Origin of the sequence: Enterococcus sp. CR-Ec1, from assembly GCF_002850555.1 — a bacterium.
In the GTDB taxonomy this organism is placed as follows: Bacteria; Bacillota; Bacilli; order Lactobacillales; family Enterococcaceae; genus Enterococcus_D; species Enterococcus_D entomosocium.
The window spans coordinates 3269608-3285871 of the sequence record NZ_CP025223.1; the positions used below are offsets into that span (position 1 = coordinate 3269608).

The window sequence follows — 16264 nt, forward strand, 5'->3', positions numbered from 1 at the left end:
AATCATAGAAACAGACCGCAACGGCTGCCTGCGATCTGTTCGATTTATTGATAACCATTTGGTGATGATCGGTGAAACTTCAACTAACGACCAAAACCACCGCCCATCTGATTGGTTGTCGCTGTTGCACCTGATTGGGTCAAGTTAGCGATAGTATCCGTGACGGACAATGTTCCTAACTCTGTCCCATCACTGAGGGTTCCGCCAGCATAATAACCGGAGACTGCTTGTGCATCATTCGTCCCACCACTGACCAACGTATAGCTGCTATCGGTCAAATCTGGGCTGGAAAGAACCACGTGTTGGTAGCTTTTGCTTGGGGCATAGGACAAGATCGTCTGACCTTGACTGTCCTTTAAGGTCACTAGGGTCTCGGCTGATTGGGTTTGATCGAAACTGATTCCGATCGACTGTTGACTACCACCGCTAACGTTCATGGCCATATCGGTCGTGCCTGCCGCTAACAAGACGCCGCCGGTGAGTTCAAATGTGCCGTTATAGTCCAAAGCACCATTGCCACCGGTCGTTGGACCATTTACGATGACGACGCCATCACTCATGGTGACATTGCCATTACTATCCAGGCCATCCCCTTCGGCATCAATGACCAACGTTCCACCAGTGATCGTGATCTGTTTACTGTCATCCGCGGTATCGCCGCCGCCAGGGCCGCCGCCAAAACTGTCTTGACCAAATTGTCCCGTTGTTTCATCCGTATCACTGCCACCACCGGCATTGATCCCATCATCGCTAGCCACGACGTGTGTCGTGCCACCTGCAATCGTGATTACACTTGCTTCTAATCCTTCATAGGATTCTTCGATAGAAATCGTTCCGTCGGAGATCGTCAATTCATTGTCGGCGTGGATCCCATCATCGCCACTGCTGGCAGTGATCGTGCCACCTGCAATGTTGATCGTATCATTGGCATGCAAGCTATCATCCGCACTATCGATCGCAAAGGTGCCGCTGCTGATGGTCATCACACCGCCAGCTTTCAATCCTTTGTAACTTTCATCCGTCACTAGCGACTGACTTTGGGCTCCGTCAGCCGTTTTGATCGTGATATCAGCTGATTGGATGCTTAAATTTGTTTCTGCTTGGATCCCGTCACGACCACTTTGGATCGTAAAGGTACCACCATCAATCGCAACGTAGCCTTTTTCCGCATCTTCCGTATTATTCGCTTGGATGCCATCTCCTTCAGTGGTGTTCAGTGTGTAGTTCCCCGCCAAGATCGACACGGAATCTTTTCCTTTGATGGCATTGTTTTTCGCTGTGATTTCAATCGTCCCCCCTGCTAAAACCAAATCATCTTTGCTGCGCAATCCGTTGCTGTAATTTCCTGTGATCACCAACGTCCCATCGCCGTTGATGGACAAATCTTCTTTACTATAAAAGGCAGCATCTGGTTCTGTCTCGCCTTCAGCCAAGGTGTAGCTGCTGCCATCCGTCAGAGTATTTGTCGTATCACTGGCTAAGGTCGTGATGACTTTTTCTGCTTGTTCGATGACGACGGCCGCCCCGTCTTCATTGGTGATCGTGACACCGGCAAAGATCAGATGGACTTTTTCTTCTTTGTTGACGTTGACAACCAGTTGGCCATTACTTAACGACCCGCTGACGACATAGGTGCCGGCTTGGGTGATCGTCACGGTTTGGTCTTCCACTGAAACGCCATCAACAGCCGTCGTGTCGCTGCCATTCAATTCAAGTTGCGTAGCAGTTGCCTCATCGTAGGAAGCATCAACATCTTCTTCTTCGTAACTACCGTAATAGTCCACAGAATCATCAAGGGTCGTTGAAACGTTGGTCACTGCGGCAGAACCGGAAACTGCTGCTGCGGAACTGGAACTGCTGCTCGTGCTAGTACTATCGGTTTGCCCGCAAGCGCCTAAGAGCAGCGATGAGAGCAAGAGTGGATAAATGAGTTTTTTCATAAAAGGTTCCTCCTTCTACAGCTCATCGCGGTTAGCGGTGAGCTTGCCTAAAACAACAGGTAAATTGCCATTACGAACCCGAACTTCATCAATGATTTGCTTTTCTTGCGCTTGGTCTTTTAACAGCAACTGATAGCGCAATTCATACAAGCTTCCCATCGTCGTCGTTCGAACCGATGTCAGTTTGGCAGAATGCGTATATTTTTCAAAGAGATCATCGAATAATTGTGGATAATCCAAATCTTCCGGAATCGTGACCTTCAGTTCCCGTTCACTCGTGGCTTGTCGATCGCCAAAGGGCATCGTATATAAAAGGGTCAAGAAAAGCGCCACGATAATGGAAAAAATGACAACATAGCCGACATACCCCATCCCAGTTGCCAGACCGATCCCCATCGACCAAAAGACGCTGGTAATCTCTCTAGAACCCCCGGGAACCGAGCGGAAACGAATCAAACTGAAGGCACCTAAGATCGCCACCCCTGTGCCAAGATTGCCGTTGACTAGCATGATCACCGATTGAACGAGAATCGGTAAGACTGCCAAGGTAATGACGAAGTTTTTCGTATAGACATTGCGGATCATATGGATCGCTGCCACTAATAATCCTAAAAGCAATGAGGCGGCGATACAGCTCAATAAGCTACTCCATTCAAGGGTGCTCGTATCGCCAGAAAATAGACTAGATAACATGTAACCGTTCCTCCTTCTTGAATAAATGCCGTTGATAGGTTTGGGCATATTTTGAAAAGCTGCCTTTGCGCACACTGTATTTGTTCAGCAGTTCCACAAACCATATTGGATAAGAGCCGAGGGCTTTGACTTCCATCAACACTCCGACTTCCGGTGCTACTAGTGCACCGTCACTACCGGAACCTAACATGAGATCGCAGGTGCGAAAGCGAATGTTTTGATCGAACGTCACGCGAAATTCACTATCATCATCAACAAACAGCGACAGGCGATCATAGGCAATCAAGACTTTTGGTAGCAGGTCCGGGTTTTTCTTAAATAACCAGTGGATCTCCGCAGCGATTTGCGGGGCTTCCTCCATTGACGGCAAGACCCCCGTTTGCAACCAGCGGCAATAGTCAGCATAGGGCATCGGAACGCGGCGTTTGTAGACCACGCCACTGACTTTCTTCTTGATCTCTAAAAAAATCAACTGTTGCTCTGTCGGTACCCCATAGCTGCGGACCCGAAATTTTTCTTTGTATTTCGGTTTGTCCATCGAATGACGAATAAAGCGGTAATCCTGGGTATCATAATACAAGGACATAATCGTGTGTTGCCCATATTCATCGATCGCCATTTTTTGCTGCAACTCGCCAAGAAATGCTGGAAATTGCTCCTTAGTCAATAGATATTTCGTCTCTTTTCTTTGAAAGACTTTTTTTAATTTCATAAAATGTTCCTCCCTTGAAATCCATGCACTGAATTTACGGCAGCTATCTTAAATGCAGCTTAAGACAAAACAGTTTTTTTAAGCATTTTTTATGCTATTCGTGCTATTCTTATCCTTAAAGAGGTGGGAACATGATTAAATTATTAGTAATCGAAGATGACAAAACATTATCTGAAAATATGAAAGAGATCGTCAGCGAAATCGGTGAAGTCACGCAAGCATATGATGGCAGTGAAGGCTTGTACGAGGCGGAAACGGGGATCTATGACTTGATTATTCTTGACTTGATGATGCCTGAGATGAACGGCTATGAGGTGCTTTCAGCATTACGAAAAAAAGGACTCCAAACACCCGTCCTGATTTTAACAGCCAAAGACGGCTTAGAAGACAAAGTAACCGGCTTTCAAAAAGGGGCTGATGATTATTTGACCAAGCCTTTTTATCGGGAAGAATTATTGATGCGGATCAAAGCGTTGCTAAAACGCTCCTTAGGTTTGTTCAATGAAAATACACTGGAATATAACGGGTTGCTCTGTAACCTTGGCACCAACGAGGTCAGCTATCAAGGGGAGCTTTTACCGATTCAAGGGAAAGAATTTGAGCTACTGCTCTATTTTCTACAAAATAGAAACATTATTTTGACCAAGGAACAGATTTTTGATCGCATCTGGGGGTTCGATTCAGAAACGACCCTGACTGTCGTAGAAGTCTACATGAGCAATCTGCGAAAACACTTGCGCCAGACAGGAATCGACAAAGAGATCCGTACGTTGCGAAATGTCGGCTATATTATGCAAGGAGCCTAGTCTATGAATAAAGAACGCTCTAAGAGACAACGGCTGCACTCCTTTCTCCTAAATGTCAGTGCCTTTGCTTTGGTCTTCTTACTTTTAGGAACGATCGTGCTCCAATTATTCAACCAATCGGCTTATCGTCAAACCGATATTTCTTTGGAACAAGCAGTCAAAGATACCCGCTTGATCCAAGCTGAGATCAGCGCTTCGCAATCCAATCTAGAGGTATTGCCACCAGATAGTGCAATGCCGAAGATCCCTGGTACCAATCGCTTCAACACCCAGTTGATCCTCTGGTCTGAGGACGGCGAGATTTTAAACAAACAGACTTTAGGCGGCCGTTTTTCACAATTGGCAAGTCTATCTTTAGATACGAGCCATTTAGACAGTATCACGTCTTTTTCAGTGGTGGATCAGTCCTTGTCAGAGGAAGAAGAGACACTTTTGTTTCGCTCAATCACCACCAAAGCCCCAACCAATGACGCCGGGGTCGGCTATATCCAAGTCTTAGCGAACACCAATCAAATCAAAAATGCCATGAACAATTTCCAAACCATCTTGATTTTATCGATGATTTTTTTCTGGATTCTCTCGATCGGGATCAGCTACTTGCTTTCCAGCTTGAACATGCGCCCAATTTTAGCCTCGTGGAAGAAACAACAAGAATTTGTCGAAAATGCTTCTCACGAGCTGCGCACACCATTGACGATCATTCAAAATAGTCTGGAGCGCCTGTTTACCAAGCCCAATCATACGATCATTGAAGAATCTGAAAGCATTGCACAAGCGTTAGCGGAAACCCGACGGCTAACTGGATTAACGGCTGATCTACTAACGATTGCCCGCAGTGATTCCAATCAACTGCTGTTAACGAAAGAAACCGTCGAATTAGTTCCGTTTATCGATGACTTAGTCAAACCTTTCAAAGAAATTGCCGAACTGGATCAAAAACATTTTATTGTCGAAAATTTTGCCAAAACGACCGCTTGCTTTGATCAAAAGAAAATTCATCAAGTCCTCGTGATTCTCCTAGATAATGCCTTAAAATATACCAGCAGTGGTGATAAAATTACGCTCTTATCGGAGATTTCTAACAAGCAATGGCTGATCGAGGTCAAAAACACGGGACCAACTATTTCCGATGAAGAGAAAGCTCGCATCTTTGACCGCTTCTACCGCGAGGATCGTTCTCGCTCCAAGGAGACCGGCGGCTATGGTTTAGGCTTAGCGATCGCCAAGCAAATCGTCGAAGAGCACAAAGGACAAATTCTGGTCAAAGATCTGCAGCCACGAGGGGTTATTTTTCAGATTCGCTTACCTAAAGAAGGATAAAGGAGAAAAAAATGCAGGTCATCACCCTTAAAGAACACCCTGAATACTTAGCAGAAGCGATCCGTTACTTCCAAAAACAGTGGGCTGGCCCCGATTCCCTCATGGTTTATGAAGACAGCCTGACCCATAGTTTTTCAACAAGCATTTTGCCGCAATGGCTACTGCTGGTCAACGAAGAAATCGCAGCAGACGGACCTTATCAAATCATCGGCTGCGGCGGCTTGATCCCCAACGACTTCATCAGTCGGATGGATTTGACGCCTTGGCTTTGCGCCTTGTATGTGGACCCTTTGTGGCGTGGCCAAGGCGGTGCCCGCCTTTTGATCGAAACAGCTAAACAGCGCGCTGCTGGAGCTGGTTTTGATTCTCTGTATCTATGTACGGATCTTTCTACTTTTTATGAGCAGTTTGCTTTCGAACCGATCGGCACTGGCTACCACCCTTGGGGAGAGTCTTCCACCATCTATCGCTGTTCTCTCACGTAAATAAACAAAAAAAGCTGTGAACAAAATTGTTCACAGCTTTTTTCACTCACAGTACTATTGCTAGTAGAATACCCTATCTCCACAAAAGGAATATTCCGACACCCTACAAATCCGGTAGGTTGCTTACGCGGTGTGCCTCTGCTATCAATCTGGTCAGCTAATGCTAGACCTTCTCGACTCGTCGCATGAGGATTACTTTACCATAAAATTAGTCGGAATACTACTGTTTTTTTTTATAAAATCAAAAACTGCGGATAAACATCTTTCAAGAAAGAGCACTTATCAGCAGTTTTACATGAACCAGTTGTTTCTTCTCAAAAGAAACGTTCAAATCGATGGATTCAAGAAACCTTAGGATAAGAAGGTTGCCACTTTGGTCGTAATCAAATCAATGGCTACGTGGTTTTCGCCGCCTTCTGGTACGATGACATCAGCATACCGTTTTGTCGGTTCGATAAATTGATGATACATCGGTTTTACGACCGTCAAGTATTGTTCGATCACAGAATCCAACGTCCGGCCACGCTCTTCCATATCACGTTTGATCCGGCGAATGATGCGAATATCATCATCTGTATCAACATAAAGTTTAATATCCATTAAATTACGCAAACGTTCATCTTCTAAAATCAAGATCCCTTCCAAGATAATGACTTCTTTGGGTTCTTGAATGATCGTTGCTTCGCTGCGGGTATGAGCGACATAATCATAGACAGGTTTTTCGATCGTTTGATATGCAAGCAGCTGCTGCAAGTGATCGATCAACAAATCAGTATCAAATGCAAAAGGATGGTCATAGTTGGTGTTCAACCGTTCTTCAAAGCTCAGATCACTTTGGTCTTTATAGTAGGAGTCTTGTTCAAGCATCATAATAGAATGGTTGGGGAAATGATTAAAGATCGCCCGACTCACGCTTGTTTTTCCACTACCTGATCCACCTGTCACACCAATAATAATGGGCTTGCCATTCGTCATTCAATTAACCTCTTTCATCTTAAAAAATTCACACTGGTTCTATTATAGCGAAAATTCGGCAAATTACTACTGTTTCTGTAGAATCAGTGCTGCAATAAAGGAAGTAATTGCTGCAAGCGTTCGATCTCAAAGGTAGGCTGAATCTCACCACTGTTTTTTTTCTTTGGATTAAACCAAATCGTGTCGATCCCTGCCAATTGTCCGCCTAAGATATCTGAAGTCAGTGAATCGCCAATAATGACTGTTTCTTGTTTTTTAACGTTTGGTATGCGGGCAAACACGTAGTCAAAATATTCTTTCATTGGTTTTTGATAACCCGTGTCTTCTGAAACAAAAATATCACGGAAATAGGGCTTCAATTTGGCATCTTCCAAGCGACGGTACTGGGTTTCAGAAACCCCGTTCGTAACCACGTATAGGTCAAAATGCTGCGCCAACTCCGCTAAGATCTCATCACTGTTGTCTAACAGTTTATGTCCTTCATTTAGAAATTCTCGGTACGCCAATTCAACTGCTGGACTATCGACCTGAATGCCTTGCGTTTCAAAAAACAAGCCGAAACGCTCATTGATGACTTGGTCTCTCGTGATTTTCCCTTGCTCAAACTGCTGCCACAAATCATGATTGATCGTTTGATAGCTTTGTTTGCGCTCTGGAGTCATTTCCAAGCCATGAGCTTCAAACAGTGCTTTTAAGGCTTGATCTTCGGTATCTTGAAAGTCGAGGATCGTGTCATCGACATCAAATAATAATGTTTTATACTTCATTTTCTCCCTCTTTCTCAGCGGAAATGCGCCGCCAGTCCTTTTAATTCTTCTTGCGTCAGCGAGCGATAACTGCCCACTGCTAAATCATCTGGTAGAACCAGCGAACCCATCGCTGTTCGTTTCAGCTGAATGACTTTTTTCCCTCGGGATAAAAACATCTTTTTCACTTGATGGAACTTGCCTTCAGCAATTTCTAACGAAACAAAGGAATGATCCGCTCGGGCATCGATGATCGTTAGGGCAGCTGGTTTGCAAGTGACACCACCATGAAAGGTGATCCCTGCAGCAAATGCCGCCACATCCTCAGGAGTCACCAAGTCATTGACCACCACTTCATATCGCTTGGTCACCTTTTTGGTGGGATGCAGCAAGTCATAGCCTAACTGACCATTCGTCGTAACTAATACCAACCCTTCCGTGTCCCGATCCAATCGACCGACGGCATAAAGATCAGGATGTTGATCTTCGGGTGCAATCAAAGCGATCACTGTCTGGTGCTGTTGATCCAGATTGGCTGTAACGACACCCTTGGGCTTGTTGACGATATAATAGCGTTCCTGTGTTTCCAACTGCCGCCCCGCAACCATGATTTGATGCAAGCTGCTATCGACGTTGCGCTCGGGCCTTCGCTCAATCCTATGATCCACAAAGACTTTTCCTTGCTGAAACAACCGTTTCATCTCTTTCCGGGATGTATTCAATTGTTGCTCGATCACTTTATCTAAACGCATAAATTTTTCTCCATAGTGGCTATTATAGCTTAGGATTTAGCGAAAGGAAACTGCCAGGATTTCAAATGATTTGACTTTCTTTGTCTTTTTGCGTAAGGTTAAAGAGTAAAGTAAATATAGTTTCTCATACACAGCGTTATGACCTGGTGGAGAAAAGTTGAACCAAAACTTTCTGGGGCAGTTGTGTACACAACTGCCCTTTTGCGTGTTTTCACTCACGTACCACTTAATGTGCAGAGTTAACAAAATTTGCTTAAAAAATCTCGTTACTAACGAGAAAATTTTAGGAGGAATTGAGTTATGTCAGTATCATTAGAAGTTACGAAAAGAGAAGTTCGCCCACGTTCTTTACGGAACAAGTTGCGTCACGAAGGAAAAGTACCTGCAATTGTCAATGGGTACAAAGTAGAAAGCACACCGATTGCTGTCAATGCAGCAGAATTAGAAAAAATCTTGCGTGAAAATGGATTGAATACCGTAATCACGATCAGTTTAGAAGGCAAAAAAGTCAATACACTGATCAAAGAGTATCAATCAGATACCTTCACACGCAATTTAACCCACGTTGAATTCCTATCTGTCGATATGAATGAAGAAACAGAAGTAGAAGCAGAAGTAACCTTAATTGGTGAATCTGCTGGTGTCAAAGCTGGTGGTGTTCTAGCACAAAACTTGTATACAGTCGTTGTATCAGCAACACCAGACAAATTGCCTGAACGTGTTGAGATCGATGTGACGTCATTAGAGATCGGCGATTCATTAACAGTGGCTGATCTGCCTAAGAACGACGAGTACACGATCGTGACCGATCCAGAAGAACAAATCGTTGCGGTTACTGAACCACAAGAAATCTCTGAAGATGAAGAAGCCGGCGAAGCTGCTGAACCAGCAGTTATCGGTGAAGACGAAGAGTAATCATAGAACACCGTTCTTAAGACCACGTCTTCAATCAACAGACACTTCTAAGAAATGTAGGACTCTTGAAGGGATTTCCCTTCAAGAGTCCTTTTCATTCTTACGAAGAGCTGGTATGCTGCAACTGACTATTTCCCATTGAAAGACGTCTTTGGGAAAGCTTGGTCCAGCCAACCCAACAAATTTTTAAGAAAATAGTTAAAATGCGTCGCTGACCAAAAAGAAAAGCAGAAGTAGTTGCATTTTTGACGGTTCTTCATTATGATAAATAGACAAATTTGATGTTAATGGCAAGCCTACTTGAAGGAGGGGTTTATTATGTTTGAAACATTTGATGATCACCGCAGTCGTTACGCTTCTGGCGGTATTGTTCAAACACTACCTAGCGAACTGATCGATAGTATATGGTTAATCATTGATCTTGATTTAAAAGGGTTTATTCCGTTGACAAATCTGCTCACCTTTGAAGTCCAAAACAATCATGGTCGTGTCACCCTGCTTTTTTCTCAAGCCCAAAGTCAAATCGAACTTGGTGTTGATCTACCGTACCGGTATTCCGACCTGTATCCCCAAAAAGTCTATGTATATGACGATGGGCAACGGCAAACGATTTTATTGCCTAGCGAGACTCGTTAACGCCCATTCGCCATTCTCTTTTTATAACGACACCTATATAAAAAACCACCCTTTTTATTTTAGAAGGCGGTTTTTTTTTGCATACCTCCTTTCATTTAATTCTGTCTAGCAGCAATTTCAAATAAATACTCGACAAAAACATCGTTTTTTATTACGTTTTATTGACTATTTTTTGCGAGTGAAAATAACGAATGAAGTTCCCTTATAATAAGGACAGTTGCAAAATTTAGCTGAAAGAGGTGCATGATGTTGAAAAATATCCTTGAAAAAGATATTATGCAAATGCTGCGACTCTCCACAACACTTTTAACCGAAAATCCCCTGCCTTTGAATAAAGCTGCTTCCGCCCAAAATATCTCTGTCAAAACGATCCGCCGGCTGCTGTCAAGCTATTTAAACGAGGACCCATTCTTCCACTATGATGTACAACAAGGGCACATTCGTGCAGACCGTCATTTGCAGCAATCAGCCAGTTGCTCCCTCCCCCATATGGAAATGATTGCTGCATTATTCAATAAAAGTGTAAATTATCAGCTACTCTTGCTCTTGTTAAAAATGCCGACTATTTCCTTTGCAGACCTCTACAAACGCTATTATCTCAGCCCATCCAGTTTGCATCGGCGCTTTTCATCCTTTTCTAACTTTTTAGCACCTTATCAACTAGCTATCGATCGCCGCAGTTATCCTTTAATCACTGGCAACGAACGACAACTGCGCTATGTGCTTTTTCGCCTTACCCTCTTAGCAAACCCAGCGCTTATCTCCCCCAATCAAGCGTTTCAGGAGCTGACACAAATCCATCAGTTACGGAAAACTGCTTTTTATCCCAACACATCAATCACGTTTACTCAACAAGTTTTTCCCAAACACTTTGTTCCAAGTTTCTACTTAGTCGGTGAACGCAGCTATTTGTTTTTATGGAAACAGCTTCTAACACTGGAGCCTTTCTATGTACCTGCAGAAGAATCTGTCCTCTTATGCCAAATCATCACCCCAGTTTTGAGGCAGTATCCAATCGAGCAGCCGTTAGAGGTTCTTTTGCCGAAAATTTTCCAAGCCCATCTGCTGGGGGCATTATTGGAGGGCAATTTATTTGTCTATCCGCCATTAAATCCTCGCTTATCTGAACGTTCACAATGCTTGGTCCGTGTTTTCTTGACACAGCTTCCCCACTACGAAAAACTTTTAAAGAAGCATCCCGAGTTGCCCTTGCTCTATGAATGCATTTGGCAAGACGTCTCTTTCTTCCAACCCATCATTGCCTTTCCGCAACAAAAAGAGCGCCCACTTGAATAGCGGTACGCTCTTTTTAAAATCATTTTACTATCAGTGAATTATTTTGCGTCAGCATCAACGATTTTCACTGAACCTTGCCATTGTTCTTCAACAAAGTCTTTGATTTCGTCTGAATGAAGCACTTCGATCAATTTCTTGATTTTGTCGCTATCTTCGTCACCACTGCGGACAGCAATCACGTTGACATAAGGAGAATTATCCGCTTCTAATAAAACAGAATCATCCGCTGGGTTCAAATCGATCCCAAATGCGAAGTTCGCATTGATGGCAATTAGGTCTGCTTCGTCGTTTTGATAAGCAGTCGCCAAAAGAGATGGATCGACGTCATGTTTAAATTCTAAGTTTTTCGGATTTTCAGCAATATCATCAAAGGTTGCCGTTTCTGTATCAACGCCGTCTTTTAAGGTGATCAAGTCAGCATCTTGTAAAATCGTTAGGATACGACCCCAGTCAGATTCAGAAGTGGAAGTAAGAACCGTTGCACCATCTTCTAGTTCTGAAATATCAGAGATTCGTTTTGAGTAAAGACCCATTGGCTCGATATGAATCGCACCAGCATTGACAAAGTCATAGCCATTGTCTGCGATTTGTTTGTTTAAGTAAGGAATGTGTTGGAAGTAATTGGCATCGATATCGCCATTTTCCAATGCTTTGTTTGGCAACACATAATCATCGAAGGTTTTGATTTCAAGATCAATGCCTTCTTCTGCTAGTAAAGGTTTGGCTTGTTCTAAAATTTCCGCATGAGGCGTAACCGATGCACCGATCACTAATTTTGTTGATTCTCCCTCAGCCGCAGATGAATCAGAGCTTCCTGAATTTGAGCCTGTTCCACAAGCAGCTAAAGCGGCAGTTAACAATAAGGTTGTTGCAATACCAAAAATCTTTTTCATATCCATTTCCTCCCATATTTTCCACTTTTTGTTCTTCGTTTCATTTACCGTTTATCGGTGGCCTTCGCAAGGAAATCGCCGACCCCTTGGATAATGAAAACGATAATTAAAATAATCACTGTTGCAACAAGCGTAACAGTGTAATTTCCACGTTGAAATCCTTCTTGCCAAGCCAAAGCGCCTAGCCCACCGGCACCAATCGCACCTGCCATGGCGGTATAACCAATCATTGAGATCGTTGTGACCGTCAGTCCTGAAATCAATGCCGGAACACTTTCTGGAATCACGATCTTATAAATGATCTCCCAGTAACTGGCGCCCATCGCTTCGGCGGCTTCAATCACACCAGGATTGACTTCACGAAAAGCAATTTCCACCATCCGAGCATAAAACGGCGCAGCCGATAAAACTAATGCTGGGATCGCTGCTTTTGCCCCTAGGAACGAACCGACTAATAATGTTGTAAACGGAATGATCAAGACCATCAAAATCATGAATGGCGTTGAGCGAAAGGCGTTACTGATGATGGAAACCACATTATAGAAAATGTTGGCTCCCGCCGTTTGTTTACGCCCTAGTGAATAAAGCGCCAATCCTAGAAGCAAACCGATCACAACCACTAAAACCATTGAGAAAAAAGTCATAAACAAAGTGTCCAGAGTTGCTTGCTGCATGTTGGTCCAGTCGACTTTTTCAAAATTAAAATAGGTTTCTACAAATGATTTATCCACGCTCAATCACCTCCACGCCCACTTGCTGCTCTTTGAAAAAGGCGATCGCTTTTTCGACCTCACTTGCTTCACCTGTCAATAAGACCGTCAAGCCGCCAAAGGATCCTTCATTGGTTTGTTGGATCTTTCCGTAAACGACATTGACATCGATCTGAAAGCGGCGGATCGCTTGTGAAATGACTGGTTCATTGGCGTTGTCTTGTGTAAAGGTCAAGGTCACTAAATGCCCTTGCGGATTTTCTCGTAAGAAGGCTTGCCGTAGTTCTTCAACATCTTCTTCTGGTTCCAAATCTTGCTGAACAAAACGTTTGGTCACTTCTTGCTGTGGGTTACGGAAAACCGATTGTACTGATCCTTCTTCCACGATCTGCCCATGCTCCATCACCGCGACCTTGTTGCAGATTTTGCGAATGACGTTCATTTCATGGGTAATCAGCACGATCGTCAAATGCAATTTTTTATTGATGGAAAGCAAGAGATCCAACACTTCTTCTGTTGTTTGTGGATCTAACGCACTCGTTGCTTCATCACACAGCAAAATTTCTGGTTCATTCGCTAATGCACGAGCAATCCCGACTCTTTGCTTTTGTCCGCCAGACAATTGTGCCGGATAGGCAGTTTCCCGTCCTTCCAACCCAACTAACTTGATCAGCTCTTGCGCCCGTTGCCGTCGTTTTGCTTTTTCAACGCCTGCCAACTCCAATGGCAATTCGATGTTCTCCGCCACCGTTCGAGACCATAATAGATTAAAGTGCTGAAAAATCATGCCGATTTTTTTACGGAAGTTTCTCAATTCTTTGTTTTTCAATGCCAAAATATTTTGACCGTTAATGACTACATCTCCTGCTGTCGGCAATTCTAAGCCGTTCAACAAACGAACTAATGTACTTTTCCCAGCACCAGAGTAGCCAACGATTCCATAGATATCGCCTTTTTCCACTTGCAGTGAAACATCATTGACGGCGTGGACAGCCGTTTGCTTTTTGCCGAATGACTTTTTTACATGCGACAATTCGATTAATGCCATGTTATTCCCATCTTTCCTCTTTGGTTGGTTAAACACAAAAAAAGCTTTCATCCTCTGTACATTATACTGTTACAAAGGACGAAAGCACAACTTCCGCGTTACCACCTTGATTTACTGTCGATTCACATCAACAGCCTCGCTCAGTACTTGAATTGCTTCGCATACTGCTGCACTGTAACGGGTGCCTCCCGTGATAGGCTTGTTTCCACTCACCTATCATGCTCAAAGACCATCTTCCATCCTCTCTCCGTTGCCCATTTGCACCAAACAGGGCTCTCTGTGTACGTTAAGAACATGTACTCTTCTTTTCAAAGCATTCATTTATTGAGCAAATTATAGCAACGTCTTATCCGACTGTCAATTCTTTTTGAAAAAATAGTCGTTTTTACAGATCTGACTTACAAAGCTTCAAATTGACTTGGGTCAACCTCTTTGAAGCTGACCAGCCAAGCATTCATTTCGTCTTCATCATTTAAGGTATCAATGGATTGATCGATTTTTTCATTTACGGAAGAAATCACACCCGTCAATGGACTTGGAAATTCACTGACTGCTTTTTCCGCTTCCAGCTCAACAAGGGTCTCTCCTTGTTTTAAAGCAGTTCCTGCTTTTTGAATCGAAGCAAACGTGACCGCACCAAGTTCTTCTTGCGCTTCTTTTGTTAAACCGACACAATATTCTTTCCCGTTAAACAAAACCCACAAATTATCTTTTTTTCTTAAGCATTTCTTTTCCATGATTCTAGTAAGACTCCTTCATATTCATTTTCTTTAAATCCATTAATCAAAAAGCGGTCGCCGCTAACTAGCAGTGGGCGCTTGATCAACATACCATCGGTTGCCAGCACGTCGGCTGCGTCTTGGGCAGTCATGGTCGGCACTTTTTCTTTTAATTGCAATTCACGGTATTTCATGCCGCTTGTGTTAAAGAAACGGGTTAACGGTGCTTCGCTTGATTGGATCCAAGCCAGCAATTGTTCCGGTTGAGGCGGTGTGGTCACCATATCGATCGCTTCAAAGGGAATCTCGTGCTCTTCTAACCAACGCTTCGCATTTCGGCATGTACTGCATTTTGGGTACCAATAAAATGTAATCATGTGAACTCCTTAAAGTGTTTTTGGTGCGGTCTCAGCTTGATAGCGCATCGATAAAATCAAACCGATCCCAATCATATTGCTTAATAGGGCAGATCCTCCTTGGCTAATAAACGGCAGTGGAATTCCCGTCAACGGTAAGAGACCGATGTTTGCGCCAATGTTTTCAAACACATGGAAGAGAATCATCATAATGATCCCAGTTGCCAAGTAAGCATAAAATTCATTGTTGGTATCGAAACATACGCGGATCATCCGATAGATCAAAATAAAATACAATAAAATGACAAACGCGCTGCCAATAAACCCAAAATTCTCACCGATCACCGAAAAAATCATATCAGATTCTCGGACTGGTACATACACATCGCTGACATTAAATCCTTTCCCGAACATCCCGCCAGAGGCGATCGCCATCAGAGCGTACGCCAATTGGAAGGATTGCCCTTGGGTATCATGAAAAGGATCTAGCCACGAATCGATACGGGCAAACTGGTACTCTTTAAAGATCCCTGTATTGTACAGCAACTCACGACCAACATCGGTAGTCACTAAGAAAATCGTTCCGCCGCCGAGAATCACGAATGCCGCAATCACTGGCACAACGATTCGCCAAGAGATCCCCGACATCAAGAAGACCCCACCGAAAATCGCCAGAAAGACCAACATCGTACCAAAGTCGTTTTGCAAGGTGATCAGGATCAGTACTGGAATCGTGACGGCCAACATTTTCGCAATCAGCAACCCATCTGTTTTCAGATCTCGTTCCCGATGCTTGACATTGTGCTGTGTGACGACTAAGGCCAACATCATAATATAGGCGATCTTCATCAACTCTGACGGCTGGAGAGTAAAGGCCCCAAAACGGAACCAGTTTTTTGACCCTGTCGAGGCAGCCATTGTCCGGTCGTAAAATTTCAAAAGCGCCAACATGACGGCTAATCCGGCTCCATAAATATAGGGAGTCAATTTCCAAAGCCATTTTGATTTGATCTGCATGATAATAATCACCGCAATAATACCTAGCACATACCATAAAGCTTGAAACCCTAACGTTCGCAACATATTCGGGTTATTTGGATCGTGGGTCAACGCCACATACAAGGACGCCACACCAATCAGACATAATAAAAATACGGGTAGAATCACACCGTAATCAATTCGATTATCGTTCGTTTTTATTCGTGAATTTTCCATGTCCACACTCTCTTCTGTAGAATCTTTATCCATTATAGTGATATTTG

18 protein-coding genes and 1 other annotated feature are annotated in these 16264 nt (G+C 43.6%); of the genes, 6 read left to right on the forward strand and 12 right to left on the reverse strand.

Features of this window, described 5'->3' with window-relative positions:
- Positions 1-83: 83 nt before the first annotated feature.
- The 3 genes from CXM95_RS15520 to CXM95_RS15530 are packed head-to-tail and all read right to left on the reverse strand — an operon-like array spanning position 84 to position 3345.
- A complete protein-coding gene (locus CXM95_RS15520; RefSeq protein ID WP_101699368.1) occupies positions 84-1940 on the reverse strand; it encodes a carbohydrate-binding domain-containing protein in 1857 nt (618 codons plus the stop codon).
- 15 nt (positions 1941-1955) lie between these two features.
- Positions 1956-2633, reverse strand: a complete 678-nt coding sequence (locus CXM95_RS15525) for a DUF4956 domain-containing protein (protein ID WP_101699369.1) — start codon at positions 2631-2633, stop codon at positions 1956-1958.
- Positions 2623-3345 carry a polyphosphate polymerase domain-containing protein gene (locus CXM95_RS15530; protein WP_005233646.1) on the reverse strand — a complete coding sequence of 241 codons (723 nt, stop codon included), beginning with the start codon at positions 3343-3345 and terminating at the stop codon, positions 2623-2625. The genes CXM95_RS15525 and CXM95_RS15530 overlap by 11 nt, the downstream gene beginning before the upstream one ends.
- A gap of 131 nt (positions 3346-3476) precedes the next feature.
- On the opposite strand from CXM95_RS15530, the gene CXM95_RS15535 reads away from it, so the two are divergent.
- From CXM95_RS15535 to CXM95_RS15545, 3 genes are read left to right on the forward strand one after another with little or no spacing between them, the layout of a single operon-like run.
- A complete protein-coding gene (locus CXM95_RS15535; protein ID WP_005233644.1) occupies positions 3477-4151 on the forward strand; it encodes a response regulator transcription factor in 675 nt (224 codons plus the stop codon).
- Positions 4152-4154: 3 nt separating this feature from the next.
- On the forward strand, positions 4155-5471 hold the full coding sequence (locus tag CXM95_RS15540; protein ID WP_005233642.1) for a sensor histidine kinase: 1317 nt from the start codon (positions 4155-4157) through the stop codon (positions 5469-5471).
- Between the two features lie 11 nt (positions 5472-5482).
- Positions 5483-5956 carry a GNAT family N-acetyltransferase gene (locus CXM95_RS15545; RefSeq protein WP_016612933.1) on the forward strand — a complete coding sequence of 158 codons (474 nt, stop codon included), beginning with the start codon at positions 5483-5485 and terminating at the stop codon, positions 5954-5956.
- Between the two features lie 351 nt (positions 5957-6307).
- Here CXM95_RS15545 and udk read toward each other — a convergent pair whose 3' ends face one another.
- From udk to CXM95_RS15565, 3 genes are all read right to left on the reverse strand, one after another.
- Positions 6308-6931, reverse strand: coding sequence for a uridine kinase (udk, locus tag CXM95_RS15555; protein ID WP_005227927.1), 624 nt, complete (start codon positions 6929-6931; stop codon positions 6308-6310).
- Positions 6932-7014: 83 nt separating this feature from the next.
- Entirely contained in the window at positions 7015-7698 is a 684-nt protein-coding gene (locus tag CXM95_RS15560) for a YjjG family noncanonical pyrimidine nucleotidase (protein WP_016612934.1), read from the reverse strand.
- A 14-nt stretch (positions 7699-7712) separates the two neighbouring features.
- A complete protein-coding gene (locus CXM95_RS15565) occupies positions 7713-8429 on the reverse strand; it encodes a 16S rRNA pseudouridine(516) synthase (protein WP_016612935.1) in 717 nt (238 codons plus the stop codon).
- A gap of 300 nt (positions 8430-8729) precedes the next feature.
- Here CXM95_RS15565 and CXM95_RS15570 point away from each other — a divergent pair, with 300 nt between their 5' ends.
- The 3 genes from CXM95_RS15570 (at position 8730) to CXM95_RS15580 (ending at position 11276) form a co-directional block, all read left to right on the forward strand.
- Entirely contained in the window at positions 8730-9344 is a 615-nt protein-coding gene (locus tag CXM95_RS15570) for a 50S ribosomal protein L25/general stress protein Ctc (RefSeq protein WP_005227923.1), read from the forward strand.
- A 318-nt stretch (positions 9345-9662) separates the two neighbouring features.
- Positions 9663-9980, forward strand: coding sequence for a DUF960 domain-containing protein (locus CXM95_RS15575; RefSeq protein WP_005233624.1), 318 nt, complete (start codon positions 9663-9665; stop codon positions 9978-9980).
- Between the two features lie 243 nt (positions 9981-10223).
- Positions 10224-11276: a helix-turn-helix domain-containing protein gene (locus tag CXM95_RS15580; protein WP_016612937.1), complete on the forward strand. Its 1053-nt coding sequence runs from the start codon at positions 10224-10226 to the stop codon at positions 11274-11276.
- A gap of 38 nt (positions 11277-11314) precedes the next feature.
- Here the strand turns inward: CXM95_RS15580 and CXM95_RS15585 are convergent, their stop codons facing one another.
- From CXM95_RS15585 to CXM95_RS15610, 6 genes are all read right to left on the reverse strand, one after another.
- Complete coding sequence (locus CXM95_RS15585) at positions 11315-12169, reverse strand: MetQ/NlpA family ABC transporter substrate-binding protein (protein WP_010749087.1); 855 nt, start codon at positions 12167-12169, stop codon at positions 11315-11317.
- A gap of 44 nt (positions 12170-12213) precedes the next feature.
- Complete coding sequence (locus CXM95_RS15590; protein WP_005233617.1) at positions 12214-12900, reverse strand: methionine ABC transporter permease; 687 nt, start codon at positions 12898-12900, stop codon at positions 12214-12216.
- On the reverse strand, positions 12893-13927 hold the full coding sequence (locus CXM95_RS15595) for a methionine ABC transporter ATP-binding protein (protein ID WP_008379383.1): 1035 nt from the start codon (positions 13925-13927) through the stop codon (positions 12893-12895). The genes CXM95_RS15590 and CXM95_RS15595 overlap by 8 nt, the downstream gene beginning before the upstream one ends.
- A 71-nt stretch (positions 13928-13998) precedes the next feature.
- Positions 13999-14248, reverse strand: a binding site (T-box leader).
- A 77-nt stretch (positions 14249-14325) separates the two neighbouring features.
- Positions 14326-14664 carry a glycine cleavage system protein H gene (locus CXM95_RS15600; RefSeq protein ID WP_010749086.1) on the reverse strand — a complete coding sequence of 113 codons (339 nt, stop codon included), beginning with the start codon at positions 14662-14664 and terminating at the stop codon, positions 14326-14328.
- Complete coding sequence (locus CXM95_RS15605) at positions 14646-15023, reverse strand: arsenate reductase family protein (RefSeq protein ID WP_005233612.1); 378 nt, start codon at positions 15021-15023, stop codon at positions 14646-14648. Before CXM95_RS15605 ends, CXM95_RS15600 begins: the two co-directional genes overlap by 19 nt.
- 9 nt (positions 15024-15032) lie before the next feature.
- Positions 15033-16217 (reverse strand): FtsW/RodA/SpoVE family cell cycle protein, encoded by a 1185-nt coding sequence (locus CXM95_RS15610; RefSeq protein ID WP_034872154.1) that lies wholly within the window; start codon positions 16215-16217, stop codon positions 15033-15035.
- Between the last annotated feature and the right edge of the window lie 47 nt (positions 16218-16264).